The organism is Alteromonas sp. MMG017, from assembly GCF_018100795.1.
In the GTDB taxonomy this organism is placed as follows: domain Bacteria; phylum Pseudomonadota; class Gammaproteobacteria; order Enterobacterales; family Alteromonadaceae; genus Alteromonas.
This window is the reverse complement of sequence record NZ_JAGJDY010000002.1, coordinates 211,889-234,861: the sequence shown is the minus strand read 5'-3', so window position 1 is coordinate 234,861 and position 22,973 is coordinate 211,889. Positions and strand designations below refer to the sequence as shown.

Genomic DNA, 22,973 nt, shown 5'->3' with positions numbered 1-22,973 from the left:
TCAAACAAGGCCGTTAATTAAACCAGCCCATAAATAAAATCATTCATTTATATGCCAAGCCTATTAATGAGATTTGACCACTGATTTTTCTAGTTCGGCAATTAACCTAAAACCTAGAGTAATTAATAAGCTAATCATCAAGTTTCAATTCGTTTTTAAGTAAGCGCTTAAGGGCTAATGGTTTAACAGGCTTGGGTAAATAATAAAGCCCTAAGTCGCTGGCAGCCTCTCTGATACCCTCACTTCGATTCGCCGTAATTAAAACCCCTGATACTTTGTGTCCCCACTTACCTTGAAGTTGAGAAACAGCTTGTGTTCCGGTTTCACCAGCATCTAAATGATAGTCGACAAGCAGCAAATCTGGTGGAGTAGGGCACGCGTGTATTGATTCAGTGATATTCGTAGTAACGAATACTATTGCGCCCCAATCTGAAAGCAATACGTTCATGGCTTGGGCTATTTGTGCATCATTTTCTATCAGTAGTATTCGCCTGCCGGCTAAGAACGGCTTGCTAGGCAGTAAACCTGGTGTCGCTGCGCTAGGGCTTATGTCGACAGGGGCTTTGTTTGCTTGAGTCTCTGCCGTTACGGCATGCGCCACGCTTGAACTTTTCACTGGTAAGTTTCCACTTTTAGCTGAAGTTTCAACGCAAGGCACTGACACACTAAACTTGCTGCCCTTGTTGACGGTAGATACCAACGAAATAGGGTGATGTAGTAATCTCCCTATACGCTCTACAATGGTTAACCCTAACCCCAAACCTTGAGCGTTTTGTTTTTCATCTAATTGGTGGAACTCGTTAAAAATTTCACTTTGCTGGTGGTTGGGAATACCAGCCCCTGTGTCGTACACACAAATATCAATTAGTGGTGAGGCTGGTTCTAAGTGCTGCTTGGGGCCTGATTGTGAATACTTGCGCCTTACACCAACTAACACCTTGCCAGTTGTGGTGTAGCGGATTGCATTCGATAACAAGTTTTGCACGATACGTCGTAACAAGTTTTTGTCAGAATGAATAACGAGTTTAGTGGGTACATAACACAAGGTTAAGCCTTTAGACGCCGCTATGACTCTAAATTCTTGCACCAATGGCGCTAACATGTCATCCAATGCAAAGTTGCATGTTTGCGGCATAAGCTTACCCGACTCTAACTTGGTCATATCGAGTAACATGGTTAGTAGGTTTTCTGCGCTATTTAGCGAGCTTACTACCCCTTCTGAAAGCGTGGCCAGTTCGCCGCCTTTGGTTTTTTGGGCCAGCATAGCGGCAAATAAAGTGGCGGCATTAAATGGCTGCATAAGATCGTGCCCCGCCGCAGCTAAAAACTTCGATTTACTTTCGTTTGCCCTGTCGGCTTCCAATTTGGCGTGTTGTAGCTCTTCAGTGCGAGCAGCTACGCGGTGTTCTAAGTCGGATTTAGCCCGTTCAAGGGCTTCCTGAATAGCAATGTATTCTGTTATATCACTGTAGGTTGTTACATATCCGCCACCAGGTAAGGGTGAGCCATTTAGCTCAATCACTTTTCCATCGGGCTGCTTCCGAACATACTTGTACCGGCTGCCTTCTTTCATATAAACAATACGTTTATTGATTTCTTCGTTACTGATAACAGCGTTACCGAATAGCCCTCGCTTAGCGTTGTAAGCAAGAATACTTTCAATCGACATACCGGTTTTAAGGAAAGCCCGTGGGTAATTGAACATTTCAATATAGCGCTCATTCCACGCTAGTAACTGCAGTTTTTCATCTAATACGCTAATGCCTTGTTCAATATTTTGTACCGACGATTGCAGTACTTCATGGTTAAACTGAAAAGATTGTGAGGCTTCTTCCACCCAATCTACCAGTTCAGGCAAGGTCTCGTTTTTAGTTTCAGTAATAGCGCCTAGCAATATGCGCGCACTTGGGGTGCCTACTTGAGCGCTGAGCAATTTTTCTGTGCGCTGCAGTAGGGTATGGTTTGCGTACCCAGAATTTGCATTGGCATCCGAGATATTCACAGATAATTGATTCACTAGCGCTTGATGAACACTGGGTTCGAGTACACGCTGGGTTAACGCCGTTAAATCGTTAATGCGAATGGCAAAAGCAGGAGATGTAGGCGATTTCTGTTCAATGCCATGAAGCGGGCGCTTGAACGTAATATAAGAAACCACAATGAAGGTAACGCAGTTCGCTAACAACGAATAAGCGAATCCCATTCCTAGCTCGGCATCGGAAGGTGGACTATTAAAATAATAGCTCGACATGATACTGGGGTATAACAAGTACACCACCCAAAAACTAAAGCCGGCTAGCAGCGCGCAGACGGCGGCAGATTTGGTGCTTCGTTGCCAATATATACCGAACATAAGCACAGGTAAGCACTGGCCTAATAAGGCAATCGCAATAATACCGCTTTTTACTAATGGCGCCGATTGGCTAACATTTAAGTGATACCAAAGTGCCACGGACAACACCACCAATACGGTAAGACGGCGAATAGTTAAAATTTTACTAGGCTGCATGGTGTGATTGGGTTCGGCGCGCAAACGCAGCTTTAACCACAACGGAGTCACTAGGTTGTTGGCTATCATGATACCAAGGGCAAGCGTTGCCACAATTACCATGCTGGTGGTCGCCGATAAGCCCCCAATAAACGCGATGATAGAAACAGACATATTTTCTGCATACAAAGGAAGAGCCAATACATACGCATCGGAATTGACGCTTTGTGGCAGTAAGACTTTACCCGCCAATGCTAGGGGAATAAGAAAAACCGTCATACCCAATAAATACAAGGGAAATAACCAACGAGCAGTGCGAAGCTCTCCTTCGCCGTTTAATTCAACGAAGTTCATGTGAAATTGGCGCGGTAATACAAACATAGAGCACACACCTAAAAGCACATGGGATAAATATACCCATGGAGCCCTGTCGGCATAAATAACACCGCGCGCAGCGTCGTTGCTAGCGGCTTGCGTGACTAAATCAAGCACGCCATCAAACAAATAAAAGCAAACAAATACGCCTACTACCCAAAGCGCAATAAGTTTAATGAGGGATTCGAACGCAATACTAAGCAGTAAACCCGGGTGTTTGTCGGTAAGGTTAAGCGTGCGAGTACCAAATACAATGGCAAAAATAGCCATTAGCCCCGCTACATATAAACTCACGTTTTGCGTTGAATGCTGGGTATCAGGCGTAATGAGGTTAATGCTTTTTGTGATGGCGTCTAACTGCAGAGCAATATAAGGAATAACACCAACAAAGCACAGTAAGGTGATTAACGCGGCAATAAGGTGTGAATGCTGATATTTGAGGCCAATTAAATCGGCCAATGAGCTTATGTTGTGTTGCTGGCATAACCGGCTTATATGCAGTACCACAGGAAAAGCGAATGCCATGGTAAGAATAATACCCATATAGGTAGGTATAATAGCCCAGCCATATTCAGCAGCTTGCGATGTCGTGCCAAAGAACGCCCAAGATGTGCAGTGAACTCCCAATCCCAAGCTATATAAAATGGGGTGTTGTTGATTATCACGTAGCCGTTTATCGCCCCAGAAGGCAATGGCAAATAATGCGAGCAAATAAAGGGCAACTACCGTACCTACGGTCCAAATACTGAGCATCAAAATTCCCTAATACAATACCTGTCAAAGTTAACATGTTTTTTACAATGAGTGGGTGTGTAGCTCGCATTTATTGATCTATTTAAAAAAACTTAAAAACAAACCATAAAAATAGTGTGGTTACCCTTGAAGGCGGTTAAAGCAGCCCCATAATTAATCCCAACGCAGACATTGTCCATGATTGAGTACGAGTCATTCATGGGTTTATGCAGTATAGACATTAACGTTTGGAGGAAAGCATGAGCGATAACCGCGACGTGCAGGCAGAGCAAGAAGTTTCTGGCGTAGACGAAACCGTACAAGATGCTGAAGTTATACAAGAAGAGCAAACTTCACCCGAATCTGAATCAGATGCCACGCAGCGCATCTATGAGCTAGAAACAGCACTTTCAGAAGCACAGGCAACCATTAAAGAGCAGCAAGATAGCGTACTACGTGCTCGTGCTGATATGGAAAACGCCCGTCGCCGCGCTGAAATGGAAGTTGAAAAGGCACGTAAATTCGCATTAGAGCGTTTTGCAGGCGAGCTTCTTCCTGTCGTTGATAACCTTGAGCGCGCTATCGAATTGACCGACGGCGAAAACGAAGCGGTTAAGCCGTTGCTTGAAGGTGTGGAAATGACGCATAAAAGTTTCTTAAGCACTATTGAGAAATTTGGATTGAGCCTTATTGATCCGCAGGGTGAAACCTTTAACCCTGACTTGCACCAAGCTATGTCTATGCAAGAAAGTGCAGACCACGCACCAAATACGGTGATGGCGGTTATGCAAAAAGGGTATCAAATTAATGGCCGTTTGTTGCGCCCAGCCATGGTTATGGTTTCCAGAGCGCCTAGCGGTGGTGTAGATACGCAAGCGTAAATACGTATTGCGGCTTAAATTACACAAAAATGTCAGTTTTTTTACTGACAACTATTGAAAATAGTGTGGAATAACCCCACTAAAATTGTAGATTAAATAAATTTTTGGAGACACGTAATGGGTAGAATCATTGGTATCGATTTAGGTACAACGAATTCATGTGTCGCAGTGCTAGACGGCGACAAACCTCGCGTACTTGAAAACGCGGAAGGCGATCGTACAACGCCATCAATCATTGCTTACACAAACGACGGCGAAACTTTAGTAGGTCAATCTGCTAAGCGCCAAGCGGTAACAAATCCTGAAAACACGCTTTTCGCGATTAAACGCTTAATTGGTCGTCGTTTTCAAGATAAAGAAGTACAACGCGACATCGACATCATGCCTTACAAAATTGTAGGTGCAGACAACGGTGATGCATGGGTAGAAGCGAAAGGCGAGAAAATGGCGCCTCCTCAAGTTTCTGCTGAAGTACTTAAGAAAATGAAGAAAACCGCTGAAGATTATCTTGGCGAAGAAGTGACTGGCGCAGTAATTACTGTTCCTGCTTACTTTAACGATTCACAACGTCAAGCAACGAAAGATGCGGGTCGTATTGCTGGTCTTGAAGTTAAACGTATCATTAACGAGCCAACTGCGGCTGCGTTAGCGTACGGTATGGACAAAAAGCAAGGCGATAACGTTGTTGCGGTATACGACCTTGGTGGTGGTACGTTCGATATCTCTATCATCGAAATTGATGAAGTAGACGGCGAGCACACGTTTGAAGTACTAGCAACTAATGGTGATACTCACCTTGGTGGTGAAGATTTCGATAACCGTGTAATTAACTACCTTGTTGACGAATTTAAGAAAGATCAAGGCATCGACTTACGTAAAGATCCGCTTGCAATGCAGCGTCTTAAAGAAGCCGGTGAGAAAGCGAAAATTGAGCTTTCTTCTTCACAGCAAACTGAAGTTAACTTGCCGTACATCACAGCAGACGGTTCAGGTCCTAAGCACTTAGCGATTAAACTAACGCGTGCAAAACTTGAGTCTTTGGTTGAAGAGCTTGTTAAGAATACCCTTAACCCGCTTAAGCAAGCATTGTCAGACTCTGACCTATCAGTAGGCGATATCCAAGATATCATCTTGGTAGGTGGTCAAACACGTATGCCTTTAGTTCAGAAGCTTGTTACTGAATTCTTCGGTAAAGAACCACGTAAAGACGTTAACCCTGATGAAGCAGTAGCAGTAGGTGCAGCAATTCAAGGTGGTGTACTTTCTGGTGACGTTAAAGACGTACTACTTCTTGATGTAACACCACTGTCTCTTGGTATCGAAACCATGGGCGGCGTGATGACAGCACTTATCGAGAAGAACACGACTATTCCAACGAAGAAGTCGCAAACTTTCTCTACTGCTGAAGATAACCAGTCTGCGGTAACAGTACACGTACTACAGGGTGAGCGTAAGCAATCTAGCGGTAACAAATCACTAGGTCAGTTCAACCTTGAAGGTATTCGTCCTGCTTCTCGTGGTACCCCTCAAATCGAAGTAACCTTCGACTTAGATGCGGATGGTATCTTACACGTGTCTGCGAAAGATAAAGACACAGGTAAAGAGCAGAAGATCACAATCAAAGCGTCTTCAGGCTTAAGCGATGAAGAAGTCGAGAAGATGGTTGCTGACGCAGAAGCGAACAAAGAAGCTGATGCGAAGTTTGAAGAACTTATTCAAACACGTAACCAAGCTGACGGCATGATCCACGCTACTCGTAAGCAACTTGAAGAAGTTGGCGATGCACTAAGTGCAGAAGATAAAGCGCCAATCGAAGAAGCGGTTAGCGCGCTAGAAACTGCGGTTAAAGGCGAAGATAAAGCAGACATCGAAGCGAAAACGCAAGAACTTATTCAAGCGTCTAGCAAGTTGATGGAAGCGGCTCAAGCACAACAAGCAGGTGCGGCTGGAGAAGCTGGCGCTGAAGGTGCTGAGCAACAAGCATCTGGCCAAGCTGATGAAGACGTTGTTGACGCTGAGTTTGAAGAAGTCAAAGACGAAGATAAAAAGTAAGTAAGCTGTTGCGATAAGCTCAACGTAAGTTGAGCTGACTTTAGCAGTTAAGGCGCACCAGGTTCACTTGTTGCGCCTTTGTCGTGTAATAAAACGCGATAAACAAATGTAGTTTCACAAGGGCGATAATGTGTTTAAACAACGTGCTTGTGATAATAATAGGTAGGATAAGTAAACACTATGTCGAAACGTGACTACTACGAAGTGCTTGGGGTAGATAAAGGCGCTGGCGAACGCGAAATTAAAAAAGCGTATAAAAAGCTAGCGATGAAATATCACCCAGACCGCACACAGGGCGACAAAGCCCTTGAAGTTAAATTCAAGGAAATCCAGGAAGCCTACGAAGTATTAAACGATGCGCAAAAGCGTGCCGCTTACGATCAGTATGGCCACGCTGGTGTAGATCCTAATCGCGGTGGCGCTGGCTTTGGTGGTGGTGGCGACTTCGGTGATATCTTCGGCGATGTATTTGGTGATATTTTCGGTGGCGGCGGTGCTCGCGGCGGTCGTCAATCACGTGCTCGTCAAGGCTCAGACCTTCGCTACAACCTAGAGTTATCGCTTGAAGAAGCGGTACGTGGCAAAAGCGTAGATATTCGCGTGCCTACATTGGTTGAATGTGAAGTGTGTGACGGTTCTGGTGCGAAGAAAGGCTCTTCGCCTAAAACGTGCCCAACCTGTCATGGAAATGGTCAGGTGCAAATGCGCCAAGGCTTCTTTGCGGTTCAACAAACTTGCCCAACCTGTTCAGGTAAAGGCAAGATTATTGAAGATCCATGTAACAGCTGTCATGGCCATGGTCGTAAAGAAAAAACCAAAACCCTTAATGTTAAGATTCCATCAGGTGTTGATACCGGCGATCGTATTCGTTTATCTGGCGAAGGCGAAGCAGGAGAGAATGGTGCACCGGCAGGTGACTTGTATGTTCAAGTACATGTTCGTGATCATAAAATCTTCCAGCGTGACGGCAACAACTTGTACTGTGAAGTACCATTAAGTTTCACCACAGCAGCCCTAGGCGGCGAGCTAGAAGTGCCTACACTCGATGGCAAAGTGAAACTTAAAATTAGCCCTGAAACCCAAACAGGACGTATGTTCCGTTTACGTGGTAAAGGCGTTAAATCGGTTCGAAGTGGCGCAGTTGGCGATTTGATGTGTAAAGTTGTGGTGGAAACACCGGTTAGCTTGTCATCACGTCAAAAGGAATTGCTACAAGAGCTAGAAGAATCGATGGGCAAAGCATCAAGTAAACACAGTCCGAAAGCACAAGGCTTTTTTGACGGTGTGAAAAAGTTTTTCGATGATTTAACTAACTAAATCGTATTAAAATTATAAAGCCCTCATATGAGGGCTTTTTTTTGCCTAAAATAAAGAAAAAACACAAAATTTACAGGTTAAAACCTTGCGCAAAAGGTGGGTATTCGTCAGGATAGAAAACAGACCAACACAATCGAACAGGCATGGCGATAACTATGAAAAATATTCTAGGAAAGACAATCAAGACCACATTAGCTACCGCAGCTTTAGCAACGTGTTTAGCTGGTGGAGCAATTGCGGCGACGGAAACATCAGAAGCCTCGTCAGAAAAGCATGCAAAAGCGGCGACTCAATACCGTCAAGCGATTTTCCAATTGGTACGCAGCAACATGGGGCCGTTGGGCGGCATGGCAAAAGGAGCGCTACCTTTTGATGAGTCTGTGATGATGACCAATGGGGTACGACTAGAGCAACTTGCTGATATGATGAGTGATTACTTATCTGTTGATACCCGTAAGTTTGATGTAGACACAGGCGCGAAAGACGCAGTCTGGGAAAACTTCTCCGATGTGGAATCTAAAATTGCCGCGTTAAAAGAAGCGTCAATGGGTTTACAAGCTGCAGTGAAAGCCGGCGATGAAAGTGCTTACCGCGGCGCGATTGGCAAAGTGGGAGCAAGCTGTAAGTCTTGTCATGACGACTACAAAAAAGACTAACTGTTTTAGTTCTTCACAGCGCATGTAGTTCGTGCGCTGTTATTTCCTTACCTCCTTACCTCCATGCCTCTAGCTGCATATATACATATCATTTATGTTTGCTCATAAATCCTCTTTATATACTAAATAATTGCCCACTTGTTAGTGTAAATGTGCTGGAAAAATGAGTAAAAATTCTCTATTGTTGACTAAATAATGATCATGTTTTTTGATTGAGCAGTGAAGTTGATAAGCAAATAATTAACGACAAATGATCGCACTATAACCATCTTGAGATGGATTGGAGTTCACCTAAATGCAGCTTCACGACGGATTGTTGGGCTCTTTACAAGATAGTAGCTTGCCAGAGGTTACCTCGCGGTTGAGTGAAGCCAGGGTAAATACAGAAGCTACCGCTGTCTTGCTTGTTTCGTTATCTCCTACTGCCACTTGCGTGGATATACTGTGCTGCGATGACAGTAATGCCGATTCTGAAAAACAAACACTGGTCATGCCCAAGCATGCTCAGCTTCTGTTATCGATGACAGAAATGAGTGCCACATTACCAGGCAGCGATTTTGAATGGCCAGAGGCGCTAACTATTTGTAGCAGCCAAAATGTGATTGTAGGTGGAATAAAAGATTTTCAAGGCAATATAATTGGGGCCGTTCTGATTGTGCTGCGTTGTCATCAATTAACGAGCCATCAAAAGCACTATGCCAGTATAGCCCGCCAGCAAATAGAACTCAGTCTTCAATATAAACTTATTCAACATCCTTTTACCGACAAACTCGCCGAAAAAATTCAGTTGCTTAATGAAATTGGGCGAATCTCTCATGTTGGTGGCTGGGAATTAGATTTACATGCAGGCCTTGTCTCGTGGACGAGAGAAACCTACTTATTATTTGGTGTTACGCCGGGAAGAGATATTCCGGTAGAACGAGCGTTAGCCAATTTCCCCCAAGTGAGCCGCGAAAAAATTGCCAAAGCAATGAAAGCAGCTATAAAGTCACTGTCTACTTTTGCGTTAGAAGTAGAGTACATCAATGCAGAAGGTTATCGGCGCTGGCTGAAAATGACGGGCACACCTCAGTCAGAGGTAACCAGCTCCCATCAAGATAAGGTGTATAGGATTTATGGTTCTGTGCAGGATATAACGGAACATAAACGTCTATCCGATACACAACACAACTACACGGAATACCTTTCTACAATTTTAGACAGTATCTCTGATGCGCTTGTGACCATTGATAAAGATGGCACTGTGATCACAGCCAACAATACGGTTGAGCACGTGTTAGGTTACGATGCTGATGAACTCATAGGGCAAGATATCTGTATTTTGGTGCCCAAAGTTGAATCACAAAATACCAAAGAATATCTGATAAAGTTTATGGAAGGGGGTAGGAAAACCGCTAAAGCGTCCCTAGAAAATCACTTTGTTAGCCATAAAAATGGTGGCCTGATACCCGTTGATATTTCATTATCTTCTTTTCATTTTGATATGCAAAAGCGAATAGTGGTGGTATTTCGAAATATGAGTGTTCGAAAACAATTAGCTGACCAAGTTTATCAAGCCGCTTACTATGACAATATCACTCAATTGCCAAACGCTAAATTGTTCGAAAAAGGCTTGAAATGTGCTATTCGAAAAGCGGCGGTAACCTACGCAGATATTTATAGCGCGCAAATAGCTATCGATAATATAGGTCAGTATAAGCAGGCGTTTGGCCAGCCTACCGCCGACTATGTGATGCGTATTCTTGCCTCTAGGCTTACTCGCACATTTTCTAAACCTTTCGCTGTTTTCAGAGGCGCCGAAAACAGCTTCTATCTGTTATACGAAGACATCATCACCGAAGAAGACATAGCCGCACGAAACGCTATAGATGCAGTTCGCCAGCAATTTACCGATGAAGTGTGTAGCGACATTACCTTGCACAACAGCCCTCATAAAATTTATGCCGTGGTAACCATTTGCCAACTCAAAGGTATGGAGGCAAGCGTAACGAAAGTCAGGCATATGCTTGGGGAAGGGTATAACCAACTCAGCGCAGACCAAGTGAATGCCCCAGTGGTTTTTCATAGTGCTTCTAGTGTGGGTTATGACAGATACAATTTCATACGCCAGTCTCTTGGTGCTGCAGTCAGTAATCATGAGCTCTTCATAGAGTTACAACCCCAATATGAAAGTGATGGCAGTATGGTGTGTGCTGAAGCATTGGTTCGTTGGCAGCACCCCCAATTAGGCTTAATTACCCCCGCTGAGTTTATTCCTATTGCCGAAGAGAGTGATGCCATTGTTGAAATTGGCCAATGGGTAATAAATGAATGTGGAAAGCTATTATACGAATGTAATAAAAGCGGTTTGAGAACACGACTTTCAATTAATATAAGTGCCAAACATATGGCTAGAGCCGACTTTAGCGAAAAAATGCTAGCCGTGATCGCCCATTGGAATATTCCTAAAGGGAGCCTTACCATTGAACTTAGAGAAGCCGCACTTATTGGAGCTTTTGCTTTGGTGCGTAGTTCAATGAAAGAGCTAGCCGATAAAGGGGTATCATTCTCCATAGATCATTTTGGTAGTGGGAATTTAAATCTAAGTTACCTTCGCGACCTTTGTATAAAAGAAGTGAAACTTGATAGGGACTTTATCGATGAAGAAGACGAGAATGGGGCGCAAAGCCCGCTGCTAAACAGTATTTTCGATATCGCAAAAATCTTCGAGTTAAGAACAGTGGCAGAAGGAATAGAAAATACCACGCAATTTAACGACGCAATAAAGCGTGGTTGCCATGTTTTTCAAGGGTACTTTTTAGACAAGCCCCTTAATGTCAGAGATTGGCGAGCAAAACTACCAGTAAAATAGTGTGCATCTGATTAAAGCAAACCAGATTAAGCCCAGCTATTTAGTCACAAACACCAAATTCTTGATGCGGAAAATACTAATATTAAAGAAATAACTTTAATTTTTACAGTGAGTTAATTAACGTAAGCCTGAAGTCTTATACGAAAAATTCATGTTTATGCAGTAGGGTAAAGTAATACTCTATTGCGGAAACGGTCATGAATTATCATCAAGAATATCGGGCGTCAATTGATAACCCAGAAGCATTTTGGCAAGACAAAGCACTGCATCTCGACTGGTTTACTCCCCCTAAAACAGCCCTAAGCGAAAACACAAATGGCTACCCTCAGTGGTTCAAAGGGGGGAAGCTTAATACCAGTTATTTGGCGTTAGACCACCATGTAAAAGCGGGGCGCGGCGAAAACGCGGCCCTAATTTACGATTCTCCAGTAACGAACACGCAAGAAACCTGGACTTATAACACCCTACTTAATGAAGTAGCCACGTTGGCGGGCGCGCTCACCAGCCTAGGTGTGACGAAAGGCGATACGGTTATTATCTACATGCCGATGATCCCGCAAGCGGCGGTGGCAATGTTAGCGGTAGCAAGAATAGGGGCTATTCACTCGGTAGTATTCGGCGGCTTCGCCGCTAGTGAGTTGGCGGTCAGAATTGATGATGCAGAACCTGCCCTTATTATTACAGCGTCGTGTGGCATAGAAGGCAAAAAGCTACTGCCTTACAAGCCAATGGTTGATGACGCTATCGCACTTGCTCACCATAAACCCGTAGGCTGTGTTGTTTATCAACGCAAACAACTTAGTGCGAACCTCGTAGATGATTTTGACCACGATTGGCAAGCGTTATGTGAAGCCAGTGAGCCAGTAGAATGCACACCGGTAGATGCTACCGATCCCCTTTATATTTTGTATACCTCAGGCACAACGGGCAAACCTAAAGGGGTTGTGCGTGACAATGGAGGTCATGCAGTAGCACTTAATTATTCGATGCAAGCCATTTACGGAATAGACCAAGACGATGTTTTTTGGGCAGCCTCAGATGTGGGCTGGGTAGTAGGGCACTCGTACATTGTTTATGGGCCACTAATAAAGGGCGCGACGACAGTGATGTTTGAAGGCAAACCTGTAGGCACACCAGATGCTGGCGCATTCTGGCGTATGGTAGAGCAGCATAAAATTAATGTATTGTTTGCAGCGCCAACCGCATTCAGGGCGATTAGAAAAGAAGATCCTGAAGCTAATTGTATCGCCCGGTACGACCTAAGTAGCCTGCGTACTATCTTTATGGCCGGTGAACGATTAGACCCGCCCACATATCATTGGACTGTAGAAAAAACCGGTAAGCCAGTAGTTGACCATTGGTGGCAAACTGAAACTGGGTGGCCCATTTGTTCAAACCCTATTGGCATTGAACCGCTTAGTACTAAACCCGGTTCATCAAGTGTACCCACACCAGGTTTTAATGTGAGAGTGTTGGCCGCTAATGGTGAGCCGGTTGCAACGGGTGAAAAGGGAGCCATTGCTATTTCTTTACCGTTACCTCCTGGGTGTTTAACGACTATTTGGCGTGACCATAAGCGTTTCACCCAAGGGTACTTGCAGGAGTTCGAAGGCTATTACAGCACAGGTGACAATGGGTACATAGATGAAGAAGGGTTTGTGTTCATTATGGGGAGAACCGACGACGTCATTAATGTAGCGGGGCATCGGTTATCTACTGGAGAAATGGAAGAAGTTCTAGCGTCACACAATGCGGTGGCTGAATGCAGCGTAATTGGAGTGGCTGACGCGCTCAAAGGGCAGATTCCAGTAGGCTTAGTGCTACTTAAAGATGGCGTTAAAGTAGAAGAGGCAGCTTTTGAGCAAGAGCTCATTGCTAAAGTGCGAAACACCATAGGGCCGGTGGCTAGTTTTAAGCGTGCCGTTATTGTGAACCGCTTGCCAAAAACACGATCAGGAAAAATATTGCGTAAGCTGTTAAGACAAATCGCCGCTGATGAGCCAATTAATATACCGTCGACCATTGACGACCCAGCCAGTGTGACAGAGATTGCCGATTTAATGAAACACAAAGGCTTAGTTGAACGCTAAGCCTTACATATCAAGCTGCATAGTCAGTTACATAGTCAGTTACATAGTCAGTTACATAGACAGCTACACAGGCAGTTAAAAGTACTCTTCTACTTCAGGTGTGGGTGGCGCAACTTCTATTGCATAATAAAGCGCAGCTGCTGTTACCAGGGCAATAGCCAGTGCAAGCCAAAGACGAGACGAAGGAATGGGCTTGTCGTTGGTGTCTTTTTTGCCATGAAACATAGGGGGCACAAGTTTCTGCTTTTTATACACGGCATAAAACCCAATAGCGGCAACATGCAAGCCTATTACCCACAGTAAAATTTCGAAGGCAAGGTGGTGCAAGGTATTCATTAGGTCTAATGTGCTACCGCTGACAAGATGGCGGTAGGGGCCATCTAGAAAAATATCGTCGGTCATGAATAGACCACTTACCGCTTGCACCAATAAGAGTAAAAGCATTACTACGACAAACCAGCCTCCAAGAGGATTGTGGCCTGCCACGGCGGCACTGTTTTTATCAAGCAGCGTACGCAGATAACCTATTACCGCACTTGGCCCTTTCACAAATTGACTAAAGCGGGCATAAGTTGGGCCTATGAATCCCCACACCAACCTAAATACCAAAAGCCCCAAGGTAAAGTAGCCAATATAGAAATGCCATTGAGTCGCATCGTCCATCCACTCAGCAGTAACATATTGTGCTGCAATACTGGCAACCAGTAACCAGTGGAAAAGCCGGGTGGGGAGATCCCATATAAGCTGTTGACGCATATTATTCTGCCTATGTGTTTTGAAGTAGTTCAGTAAACCTTAATTTAAACGCAATTCAGGTCTTGGGGTAAACCCACTTGCTTTCATGCTAGCTATTTTTATCGTTAAAAACGATAGGTTGACCGCCTTTTATGTATTAATGCTGCAATTTTTCAATTATCGGTAATATTTACGCTTATCTCGTTGCAATAGTAACTGCATTTGGCAAAATGCGTTTACTGTTAAAGGAAAAGAATAACGTAAATGAAAGTAGGTTTATTTGGCGCTAATGGGCGCATGGGTCGGGTGCTTATTGAAGCACTAGATCAAAACGAGAATGCAGAATTGAGTGTTGCTACGGTGCGCGATGATTCTCCTTGGGTTGGTATGAATGTGGGCGAGTTGGCTGGTATTGGTAAAAAGCCAATTGATTGCTTAGGCATGTCTGCTTTAACCCAATCACACGCCGATGTAATGATTGATTTTACGTTACCAGTGGTATTTGAAAGTAACATTGCATGGTGTGTGGCTAATAATATGCCGGTGGTCATTGGTACTACCGGGCTAAGCGAAAGTCAGTTGGCTACGCTAGATGAAGCGGCTAAAACCATTTCCATCGTATTTGCAGCTAACTACAGCGTGGGCGTTAACCTCATGTTGTCATTAGTTCGACAAGCCGCGAAGGCTCTAGGCAATACAGCCGACATAGAAATTACTGAAGCCCACCACAGATTCAAACAAGATGCGCCTTCGGGCACCGCCATGGCCATTGGCGAAGCCATTGCCGATGAGCTAGGTCGTGACCTTAAAACCTGTGCTGTTTACGGCCGTGAAGGCAAAGAGCCTGAGCGTGACCAAGGTACTATTGGTTTTGCTACCGTTCGCGCAGGCGATATTGTAGGTGAGCACACCGCATTGTTTGCCGATATTGGTGAGCGTTTAGAAATAACGCATAAAGCATCAAGTCGTTTAACGTTTGCAAAAGGCGCGGTGCATGCAGCCCAGTGGCTTCACGGTAAGCCGGCGGGGTTATATTCAATGGTGGATGTTTTAGATTTAAAATAAAAGCCAACCGCTATAGCGGTGTTTTTTAATTTTAACAGCAGCTTAAGTGAAAATACTGCAAGTTAATAAGTGGTGGTTTTGGCGGTTATACAAGGTAAATGAGTTTAAGTAGTTATTTTAATAATTTTTAATATTTAAATTAGACATTTTTAGTCAGTCATGTATACTCGCCGGAATTTGCCCGAATTTCGTATTCTAAAGCTATAAAACTGGCTGTAGAACACGGTTTTATTAGCTGCAAAGATCGTAAAATGAGCGCTGTTAAATCAGTACTCTCATTTTTTGTGGGGTTTGAACAGAAATTCTGTTCAAACACATAGTTATCCTTAATCTGGAGGTTGACTTGGCTAATTCTGCCCTTTTGGTGTTAGAGGATGGTTCTGTCTTTAAAGGAACGGCGATAGGTGCGCAAGGCACTGCCGTTGGTGAAGTTGTTTTTAATACTTCAATGACAGGCTATCAAGAAATCATCACTGACCCATCCTACGCTGAACAAATCATTACCCTTACTTATCCACATATTGGCAATACCGGTATTAACGAAGAAGACGTTGAAGCAGATAAAATCTGGTCTAAAGGTCTTATCATTCGCGACTTACCCCTTGTTGCTAGTAATTTCCGTCAACAACAAACGTTATCTGAATACCTCAAAGCCAAAGGCGTTGTAGGTATAGCCGATATCGACACCCGTCGTTTAACACGTATTTTACGTGATAAAGGCGCGCAAAACGGCTGCATCGTTTGTACTGATGAGTTAGATGAAGCGAGCGCGTTAGCACAAGCAAAAGATTATCCTGGCTTGAAAGGCATGGATTTGGCAAAAGTAGTAAGTATTACTGAGCCAAAAACATGGACTGAAGGCAGTTGGAAATTAGGCGAAGGGTATATCACTCCAGCCGATAGCAAATATCATGTAGTCGCTTACGATTACGGGGTTAAGAGCAACATTTTACGTTTACTTGCAGACCGTGGTTGTCGCGTTACCTTGGTACCAGCGCAAACCCCTGCTGAAGACGTGTTAGCTATGCAGCCTGATGGTGTGTTCTTATCTAACGGCCCTGGTGATCCTGAGCCATGTGATTACGCCATATCAGCGATTAAAACTATCGTTGAGACAGGGTTGCCAGTGTTTGGTATCTGTTTAGGTCATCAACTACTTGCCCTAGCCAGTGGTGCTACTACGGTGAAAATGAAGTTTGGTCACCATGGTGCTAACCACCCAGTGAAAGACTTAAAACGCAATGTGGTTATGATCACCAGTCAAAACCATGGCTTTGCTGTAGATGAATCAAGCCTTCCTTCTAATTTAGAAGTAACGCATGTTTCGTTGTTCGATAAGTCGTTACAAGGTATTCATCGTACCGATAAGCCAGCGTTTAGTTTCCAAGGGCACCCAGAAGCAAGCCCAGGACCGCACGAAGCTGCGCCGCTATTCGACCACTTCATTGAATTAATCGAACAACACAAGCAGTAGGAACGAGCCCGCTATGCCAAAACGTACCGACATAAAAAGTATTCTCATCATAGGTGCTGGCCCTATTGTCATTGGCCAGGCCTGCGAGTTTGACTATTCAGGCGCTCAAGCATGTAAAGCGCTACGCGAAGAAGGTTATCGCGTAATTCTGGTTAACTCGAACCCCGCCACTATCATGACCGACCCTGAAATGGCCGATGCGACATACATCGAGCCAATTCATTGGGAAGTGGTACGCAAAATTATCGAAAAAGAGCGTCCGGACGCTATTCTGCCAACAATGGGCGGACAAACCGCGTTAAACTGCGCGCTCGATTTGGATCATCACGGTGTATTGAAAGAGTTCAATGTTGAGCTTATCGGTGCAACGGCTGACGCTATCGATAAAGCGGAAAACCGTGAGCGCTTCGACAAGGCAATGAAAAACATTGGTCTTGAATGCCCACGTGCTGAAATTGCACAAAGCATGGATCAAGCCCACGATGTGTTAACGCGCATTGGCTTTCCTTGTATCATTCGTCCGTCATTCACCATGGGTGGAAGCGGCGGCGGTATTGCATACAATATTGACGAATTTAACGAAATTTGTGGCCGAGGTCTCGACCTTTCACCTACCAAAGAACTACTTATTGATGAGTCGTTAATTGGTTGGAAAGAATACGAGATGGAAGTCGTCCGCGACCGTGCAGATAACTGCATCATTGTGTGTACTATTGAAAACTTCGACGCCATGGGTGTACATACTGGTGATTCAATTACAGTAGCGCCAGCGCAAACCCTTACTGACAAAGAATTCCAGCTAATGCGTAATGCCGCTATGGCAGTATTGCGTGAAATCGGTGTTGAAACCGGTGGCTCGAACGTTCAGTTCGGTGTAGATCCAAATACAGGCCGTATGGTGATCATCGAGATGAACCCGCGTGTATCGCGTTCATCTGCATTAGCATCAAAAGCCACAGGCTTCCCAATTGCTAAAGTGGCTGCCAAGTTAGCCATTGGTTACACCCTTGATGAGCTTGCTAACGATATTACTGGTGGTTTAACACCAGCATCGTTTGAGCCTTCAATCGATTACGTAGTGACAAAAATTCCTCGCTTTAACTTTGAAAAATTTGCTGGTGCGAACGATCGCTTAACCACGCAAATGAAATCAGTGGGCGAAGTGATGGCGATTGGTCGTAACCAACAAGAGTCATTACAAAAAGCACTTCGTGGCCTTGAAGTTGGCGCGAATGGCTTAAACTCAATGGTCGATTTAGAAGACCCTGAAGCACGCAATAAAGTTATTTACGAACTACGTGAGCCTGGTGCTGAGCGTATTTGGTATATCGGCGATGCGTTCCGCATGGGCATGACCGTTGATGAAGTATTTACCCTCACCAACGTAGACCGTTGGTACTTAGTTCAGCTTGAAGAGCTTATTCAGCTTGAAGCTCAAGTTGCTGAGTGCGGCTTGCACGGCATTGACGAAGACCTTATGCGCAAACTTAAGCGTAAAGGTTTTTCTGACTCTCGATTAGCAGAGCTAACGAAAGTGGCGGAAGGTGACATTCGTGAAACCCGTCGCGGCTTTGGTGTAACGCCAGTGTATAAGCGTGTTGATACTTGTGCGGCAGAGTTTTCTACCAGCACAGCTTACATGTATTCAACCTACGATGAAGAGTGTGAAGCTGACCCCACTGACAACGATAAGATTATGGTGTTAGGCGGCGGTCCAAACCGTATCGGCCAAGGGATTGAGTTTGATTACTGTTGTGTTCACGCGGCGCTTTCAATGCGTGAAGACGGTTACGAAACCATTATGGTTAACTGTAACCCTGAAACGGTTTCTACCGACTATGACACATCTGATCGCTTGTACTTCGAACCAGTTACGCTTGAAGACGTGCTCGAGATTGTGGCTAAAGAGAAGCCAAAAGGCGTGATAGTGCAATACGGTGGCCAAACGCCGCTTAAATTGGCACGCGCCCTTGAAGCTGCTGGTGTACCTATTATTGGTACGTCGCCTGAAGCTATCGATAGAGCAGAAGATCGTGAACGTTTCCAGCAAATGGTAAACAAGCTAGGCCTTAAACAGCCTGCGAATGCGACCGTGACCAACATTGAGCAAGCTCTTGCAATGGCTGACGGTATTGGCTTCCCGCTTGTAGTACGTCCTTCGTACGTACTAGGTGGTCGCGCTATGGAAATTGTTTACGACCTTAAAGACTTAAAACGCTACCTAACGGAAGCGGTGAAGGTTTCTAACGATTCTCCTGTATTGTTAGACCGTTTCTTAGATGACGCGATTGAAGTTGATATCGATGCAATTTGCGACGGTAAAGAAGTGGTGATTGGCGGTATCATGGAACATATTGAGCAAGCCGGGGTTCACTCTGGTGACTCAGCCTGTTCACTACCACCACATTCTTTAAGCAAAGAGATTCAAGACACTATGCGTGAACAAGTGAAAGCCATGGCGCTTGAGCTTGGTGTAGTTGGCCTAATGAATACACAATTCGCGGTAAAAGATGGCGAAGTGTACTTAATTGAGGTTAACCCACGTGCCGCACGTACAGTGCCATTTGTGTCGAAAGCCACAGGTGTTCCACTTGCTAAAGTTGCAGCGCGCGCGATGGCGGGTGTTAGCTTGGCAGAGCAGGGTGTAACGGAAGAAATTATTCCACCGTTTTACTCTGTGAAAGAAGTGGTATTGCCATTTGCTAAATTCCAAGGTGTTGACCCACTATTAGGCCCAGAAATGCGCTCTACCGGCGAAGTGATGGGTGTGGGTGATACTTTTGAAGAAGCGTATGCTAAAGCTAACTTAGGTGCAGGCGCGCCATTACCTAAGACAGGTAAAGCGTTAATTTCTGTGCGTAATAACGATAAAAATAAGATTATCGAGTTAGCCAAAGCGCTAGATGCTGCTGGGTTTAGCATTGAAGCGACTCGCGGTACAGCGACAACACTTTATGATGCAGGTATTGCCTGTTCTGTAGTGAATAAGTTGTCTGAAGGTCGCCCTAACATTGTGGACTCTATCAAAAACGGTGAGTACGCCTATATCATCAATACAACGGAAGGTCGCCAAGCGATTACCGACTCGGTTTATATTCGCCGAGAAGCATTGTTGAATAAGGTTACCTACACCACCACAATGAATGCTGCTTTTGCCACTATTCGTGCGAAGTCAGCAGACGATCGTGACAAGGTTGCTTCAGTACAAGAGCTTCACGCAAGACTCTAACACTGATGACATTACATGGGATACGCGGTATCCTGTGTATATGACACTTATGTGAACCAATCAAAAGTGCGCCGGAAGGCGCACTTTTTTCTGTTTAAAATCAACTAGCCAGTCGAGACTGTATTCATGAGTCAGTATCCAATGACCGCGCACGGCGCACAGCTTCTGCGCGACGAACTAAACGAACTTAAAACAAAAACTCGCCCGCGTATTATTCAGTCTATTGCTGAAGCTCGCGAGCACGGCGACTTGAAAGAAAATGCTGAATATCACGCAGCCCGTGAGCAGCAAAGTTTCTGTGAAGGCCGTATTCAAGATATTGAAGGTAAATTGTCGAACGCACAAATTATCGATGTTACTAAAATGGAAAACAAAGGTAAGGTTATATTCGGCACTACCGTTACCATTTTAAATGTTGATACCGACGAAGAAACCACGTATCGCATTGTGGGCGACGATGAAGCGGATATTAAGCAAAACCGTATTTCGGTAAATTCACCTATTGCTCGCGGCCTTATTGGCAAAGAGCTTGATGATATGGTGACTATTCAAACGCCAGCTGGCAGTGTTGAAGTAGAAATTATCGACGTAAAATACATCTGATACACCGCAAACCAGTGGCGCTCGCCACTGGTTTAATTCAATACAAAATACACCACTAATACCAATTCTTCTTTTTACCACTCTTTAATTTTTAAATCTCTTTCCCTTGTGAAAAATGGCCATCAGCCTGCTATTACTAAAACCTTACACTAATTGATAAAGGTGAAAGTCTCAGGTAATAGACTACTGTTAACAGTGTATGCATTTATTGGCTATAGCGATATTGATTGCTGTTGTTGCTTACAACGTACTTATTGAATTTTGTAAAAACGTTATTTACTAATCAAAAGGCTGTCTTCGTTATGGTATTGAAAAAACTATCCGTGTTGCAGCTTGCCATTTTAGGTACAGCCTGCTTGTTTGTCTCAATCATGTTTCTGGCCTACAAAGACATCAACTCCTCTAGAGAACTACTCTCTTCAGCACAAAGAGATATTAAATTAGTGACCTTGATAACGGCCGTAGAACGGGTGGCTCATCATCACGCGGTTGAAAGGGGCTTAACGGCTGGTTTTTTAGGTAATCCAAATGAAGCATCGCGAACCAAAGTAGTAAGCCAAAGAAAACAGGCGGATGCTGCAGTTGATAATGTAAGCAGCATAGTCGCGTCGGAATGGAAAAACTCATCGACAATTAACGTTATTCTTTCACCCGTATTTACATTAGTGAAAAACAAAAGTGAAATTAGACAGCAGGTAGACGCGTTAAATGGGAAAAATGCTTTTTCTTTCTACAGTAACCTTAATAAGCGCGCGTTAAATGCCACCAATGCCCTAACAATGCTAGTTAATGCTCCTGACGCTAAACAGGCGTTGTCACAGGCACTGTTATTTGCGCAAGCAAAAGAAAAAATGGGGCAGCGACGAGGTAAAATGAATGCAGTTTTAGCATCAAGGAGCATTTCCGATCCGGTCAGGCAGCAGGTGTTAGCCTATACCAACGAAACTAAATATATAGAAGAAAAGCTCAAGCTGAATTTAGATGACGATGCATTAACTGGGTTTCAAACCCTTTTGAACAGTTCTACAAGCAATGAAATTAATCAAATTGTGAATGACGCCACCTCTGATAACCCTGCATTCTCTTCACTACCCACAAATTCAGAATGGTTTACATTAGCTACAATACAAATAGGCGGCATTGCTGAGTTGTTAGGTGAGCGGTTTGATTACGTGGTAAGCAGCGTTAATTCAAAAGCGAGTAGGGCTAGCACAAACTTAGTCATTACATTCATAGCCATAGTGGTACTCACGCTGATTATTGTAGTTATATATCGCACCTTGATTGGGATCATTACTCAACAGTTAAACAAATTGGTGACGAACCTAGATAAAATAGCGAAAGAGGGTGACCTCACTATTGATTTATCAATGAGCACAAAGAACGAACTAGGGGATATATCCCGTTCAGTGAATGCCACTATTTTAGCTCTGCGGGATCTTTTGCGTGGCTTGGGAGAATCGATTCTCACAAGCTCCAGGCTTTCCAATCAATTAGAAGACTCTAGTAGTGAAATGCTGGATGATGCGGGAAAAACCCAGCAACTTACGGCGAATATTGCTTCAGCTATTGAACAAGTGGCCGCAACTAGCAGTGAAATTGCTAAAGCGGCAGTGGATACGTTAAGCGCCAGTAAGCAGTTAGACAGTTTAGCTGAACAGTCGCTAACAGCGAATGACAATATTCGCCATAGTATGGAAGTACTGTCTGATGATATCAAAGGTGTCCAACAAAATGCTGCCGATATGGAACAGCAAGTCACCGAAATTGGCTCTATTCTCGACACCATTAACTCACTTTCTGATCAGACAAATTTATTGGCGTTAAATGCGGCTATTGAAGCAGCGCGGGCAGGTGAGCATGGCAGAGGGTTCGCTGTTGTTGCTGATGAAGTAAGAAAGCTAGCGCAAAGTAGTCGTGCTTCTTCCGACAAAATATCGAGTTTGTTGTCTAATTTAAAAGATGCCAGTGTAGTAGTGGTGGCAGATATTAATAAAAACGTGGCCTCTATATCAAATTCTATGGAAGTGACCAATGAAGGCCGCTCTACCGCTGAAAAAGTCAAAGAAGCTGCTACCAATGTTGAAGGCATGGCTAACACCATGTCATCTTCGGCGCAGCAGCAGTCCGCTACTACCTCCGTCATTGCTCAAGATGTGGTGAATGTTGAGGAGGCGGCCCGTCATGAAGTGAATATAGCCACGCGTTTATCTGAATTATCAGGCGAGATGAAAGAAAACAACCTTCTTCTTCAACGCACAATAGATGGGTTTAAAGTGGATAATGATTAACTACTGAAATAATAGGGCTAAGCAATTTGACGTTTAAGTTGGACACACACTTATATTGCCTCTCTCATGTTAAGTGTCTGTCTGGCGCTTAACTCTCAATCCTCAATCCTCAATCCTCAATCCTTTACAATCTT

General features: G+C 44.2%; 13 protein-coding genes. 11 read left to right on the top strand and 2 right to left on the bottom strand.

The annotated features are described in order from the left end of the window. Nucleotides 1-130 precede the first annotated feature (130 nt). Nucleotides 131-3,616 carry a PAS-domain containing protein gene (locus tag J8L84_RS03380; RefSeq protein WP_211069459.1) on the bottom strand — a complete coding sequence of 1,162 codons (3,486 nt, stop codon included), beginning with the start codon at nt 3,614-3,616 and terminating at the stop codon, nt 131-133. Nucleotides 3,617-3,855: 239 nt separating this feature from the next. On the opposite strand from J8L84_RS03380, the gene grpE reads away from it, so the two are divergent. The 6 genes from grpE (at nt 3,856) to J8L84_RS03350 (ending at nt 13,442) form a co-directional block, all read left to right on the top strand. Continuing rightward, the gene (gene grpE, locus J8L84_RS03375) at nt 3,856-4,476 is read left to right on the top strand and encodes a nucleotide exchange factor GrpE (RefSeq protein ID WP_211069458.1); all 621 of its coding nucleotides are present in this window, start codon (nt 3,856-3,858) and stop codon (nt 4,474-4,476) included. A 117-nt stretch (nt 4,477-4,593) separates the two neighbouring features. Continuing rightward, on the top strand, nt 4,594-6,528 hold the full coding sequence (gene dnaK, locus J8L84_RS03370) for a molecular chaperone DnaK (protein ID WP_211069457.1): 1,935 nt from the start codon (nt 4,594-4,596) through the stop codon (nt 6,526-6,528). Nucleotides 6,529-6,708: 180 nt separating this feature from the next. Continuing rightward, nucleotides 6,709-7,845, top strand: a complete 1,137-nt coding sequence (gene dnaJ / locus J8L84_RS03365; RefSeq protein WP_211069456.1) for a molecular chaperone DnaJ — start codon at nt 6,709-6,711, stop codon at nt 7,843-7,845. A 155-nt stretch (nt 7,846-8,000) separates the two neighbouring features. Then, entirely contained in the window at nt 8,001-8,501 is a 501-nt protein-coding gene (locus tag J8L84_RS03360; RefSeq protein ID WP_247670541.1) for a cytochrome c, read from the top strand. A gap of 295 nt (nt 8,502-8,796) precedes the next feature. Beyond that, nucleotides 8,797-11,352: a GGDEF domain-containing phosphodiesterase gene (locus J8L84_RS03355; RefSeq protein WP_211069455.1), complete on the top strand. Its 2,556-nt coding sequence runs from the start codon at nt 8,797-8,799 to the stop codon at nt 11,350-11,352. A gap of 197 nt (nt 11,353-11,549) precedes the next feature. After that, on the top strand, nt 11,550-13,442 hold the full coding sequence (locus tag J8L84_RS03350; RefSeq protein WP_211069454.1) for a propionyl-CoA synthetase: 1,893 nt from the start codon (nt 11,550-11,552) through the stop codon (nt 13,440-13,442). Between the two features lie 75 nt (nt 13,443-13,517). Here J8L84_RS03350 and J8L84_RS03345 read toward each other — a convergent pair whose 3' ends face one another. Next, a complete protein-coding gene (locus tag J8L84_RS03345; protein ID WP_211069453.1) occupies nt 13,518-14,198 on the bottom strand; it encodes a cytochrome b/b6 domain-containing protein in 681 nt (226 codons plus the stop codon). A 243-nt stretch (nt 14,199-14,441) separates the two neighbouring features. Between J8L84_RS03345 and dapB the strand changes: the two genes are divergently transcribed. From dapB to J8L84_RS03320, 5 genes are all read left to right on the top strand, one after another. After that, entirely contained in the window at nt 14,442-15,242 is an 801-nt protein-coding gene (dapB, locus tag J8L84_RS03340; protein WP_211069452.1) for a 4-hydroxy-tetrahydrodipicolinate reductase, read from the top strand. Between the two features lie 343 nt (nt 15,243-15,585). Next, complete coding sequence (carA, locus tag J8L84_RS03335) at nt 15,586-16,716, top strand: glutamine-hydrolyzing carbamoyl-phosphate synthase small subunit (protein WP_211069451.1); 1,131 nt, start codon at nt 15,586-15,588, stop codon at nt 16,714-16,716. Nucleotides 16,717-16,729: 13 nt separating this feature from the next. Continuing rightward, complete coding sequence (gene carB, locus J8L84_RS03330) at nt 16,730-19,945, top strand: carbamoyl-phosphate synthase large subunit (RefSeq protein WP_211069450.1); 3,216 nt, start codon at nt 16,730-16,732, stop codon at nt 19,943-19,945. A 126-nt stretch (nt 19,946-20,071) separates the two neighbouring features. After that, the gene (gene greA / locus J8L84_RS03325; protein WP_211069449.1) at nt 20,072-20,548 is read left to right on the top strand and encodes a transcription elongation factor GreA; all 477 of its coding nucleotides are present in this window, start codon (nt 20,072-20,074) and stop codon (nt 20,546-20,548) included. 302 nt (nt 20,549-20,850) lie between these two features. Further along, the gene (locus J8L84_RS03320; protein WP_211069448.1) at nt 20,851-22,839 is read left to right on the top strand and encodes a methyl-accepting chemotaxis protein; all 1,989 of its coding nucleotides are present in this window, start codon (nt 20,851-20,853) and stop codon (nt 22,837-22,839) included. Nucleotides 22,840-22,973: the final 134 nt, after the last annotated feature.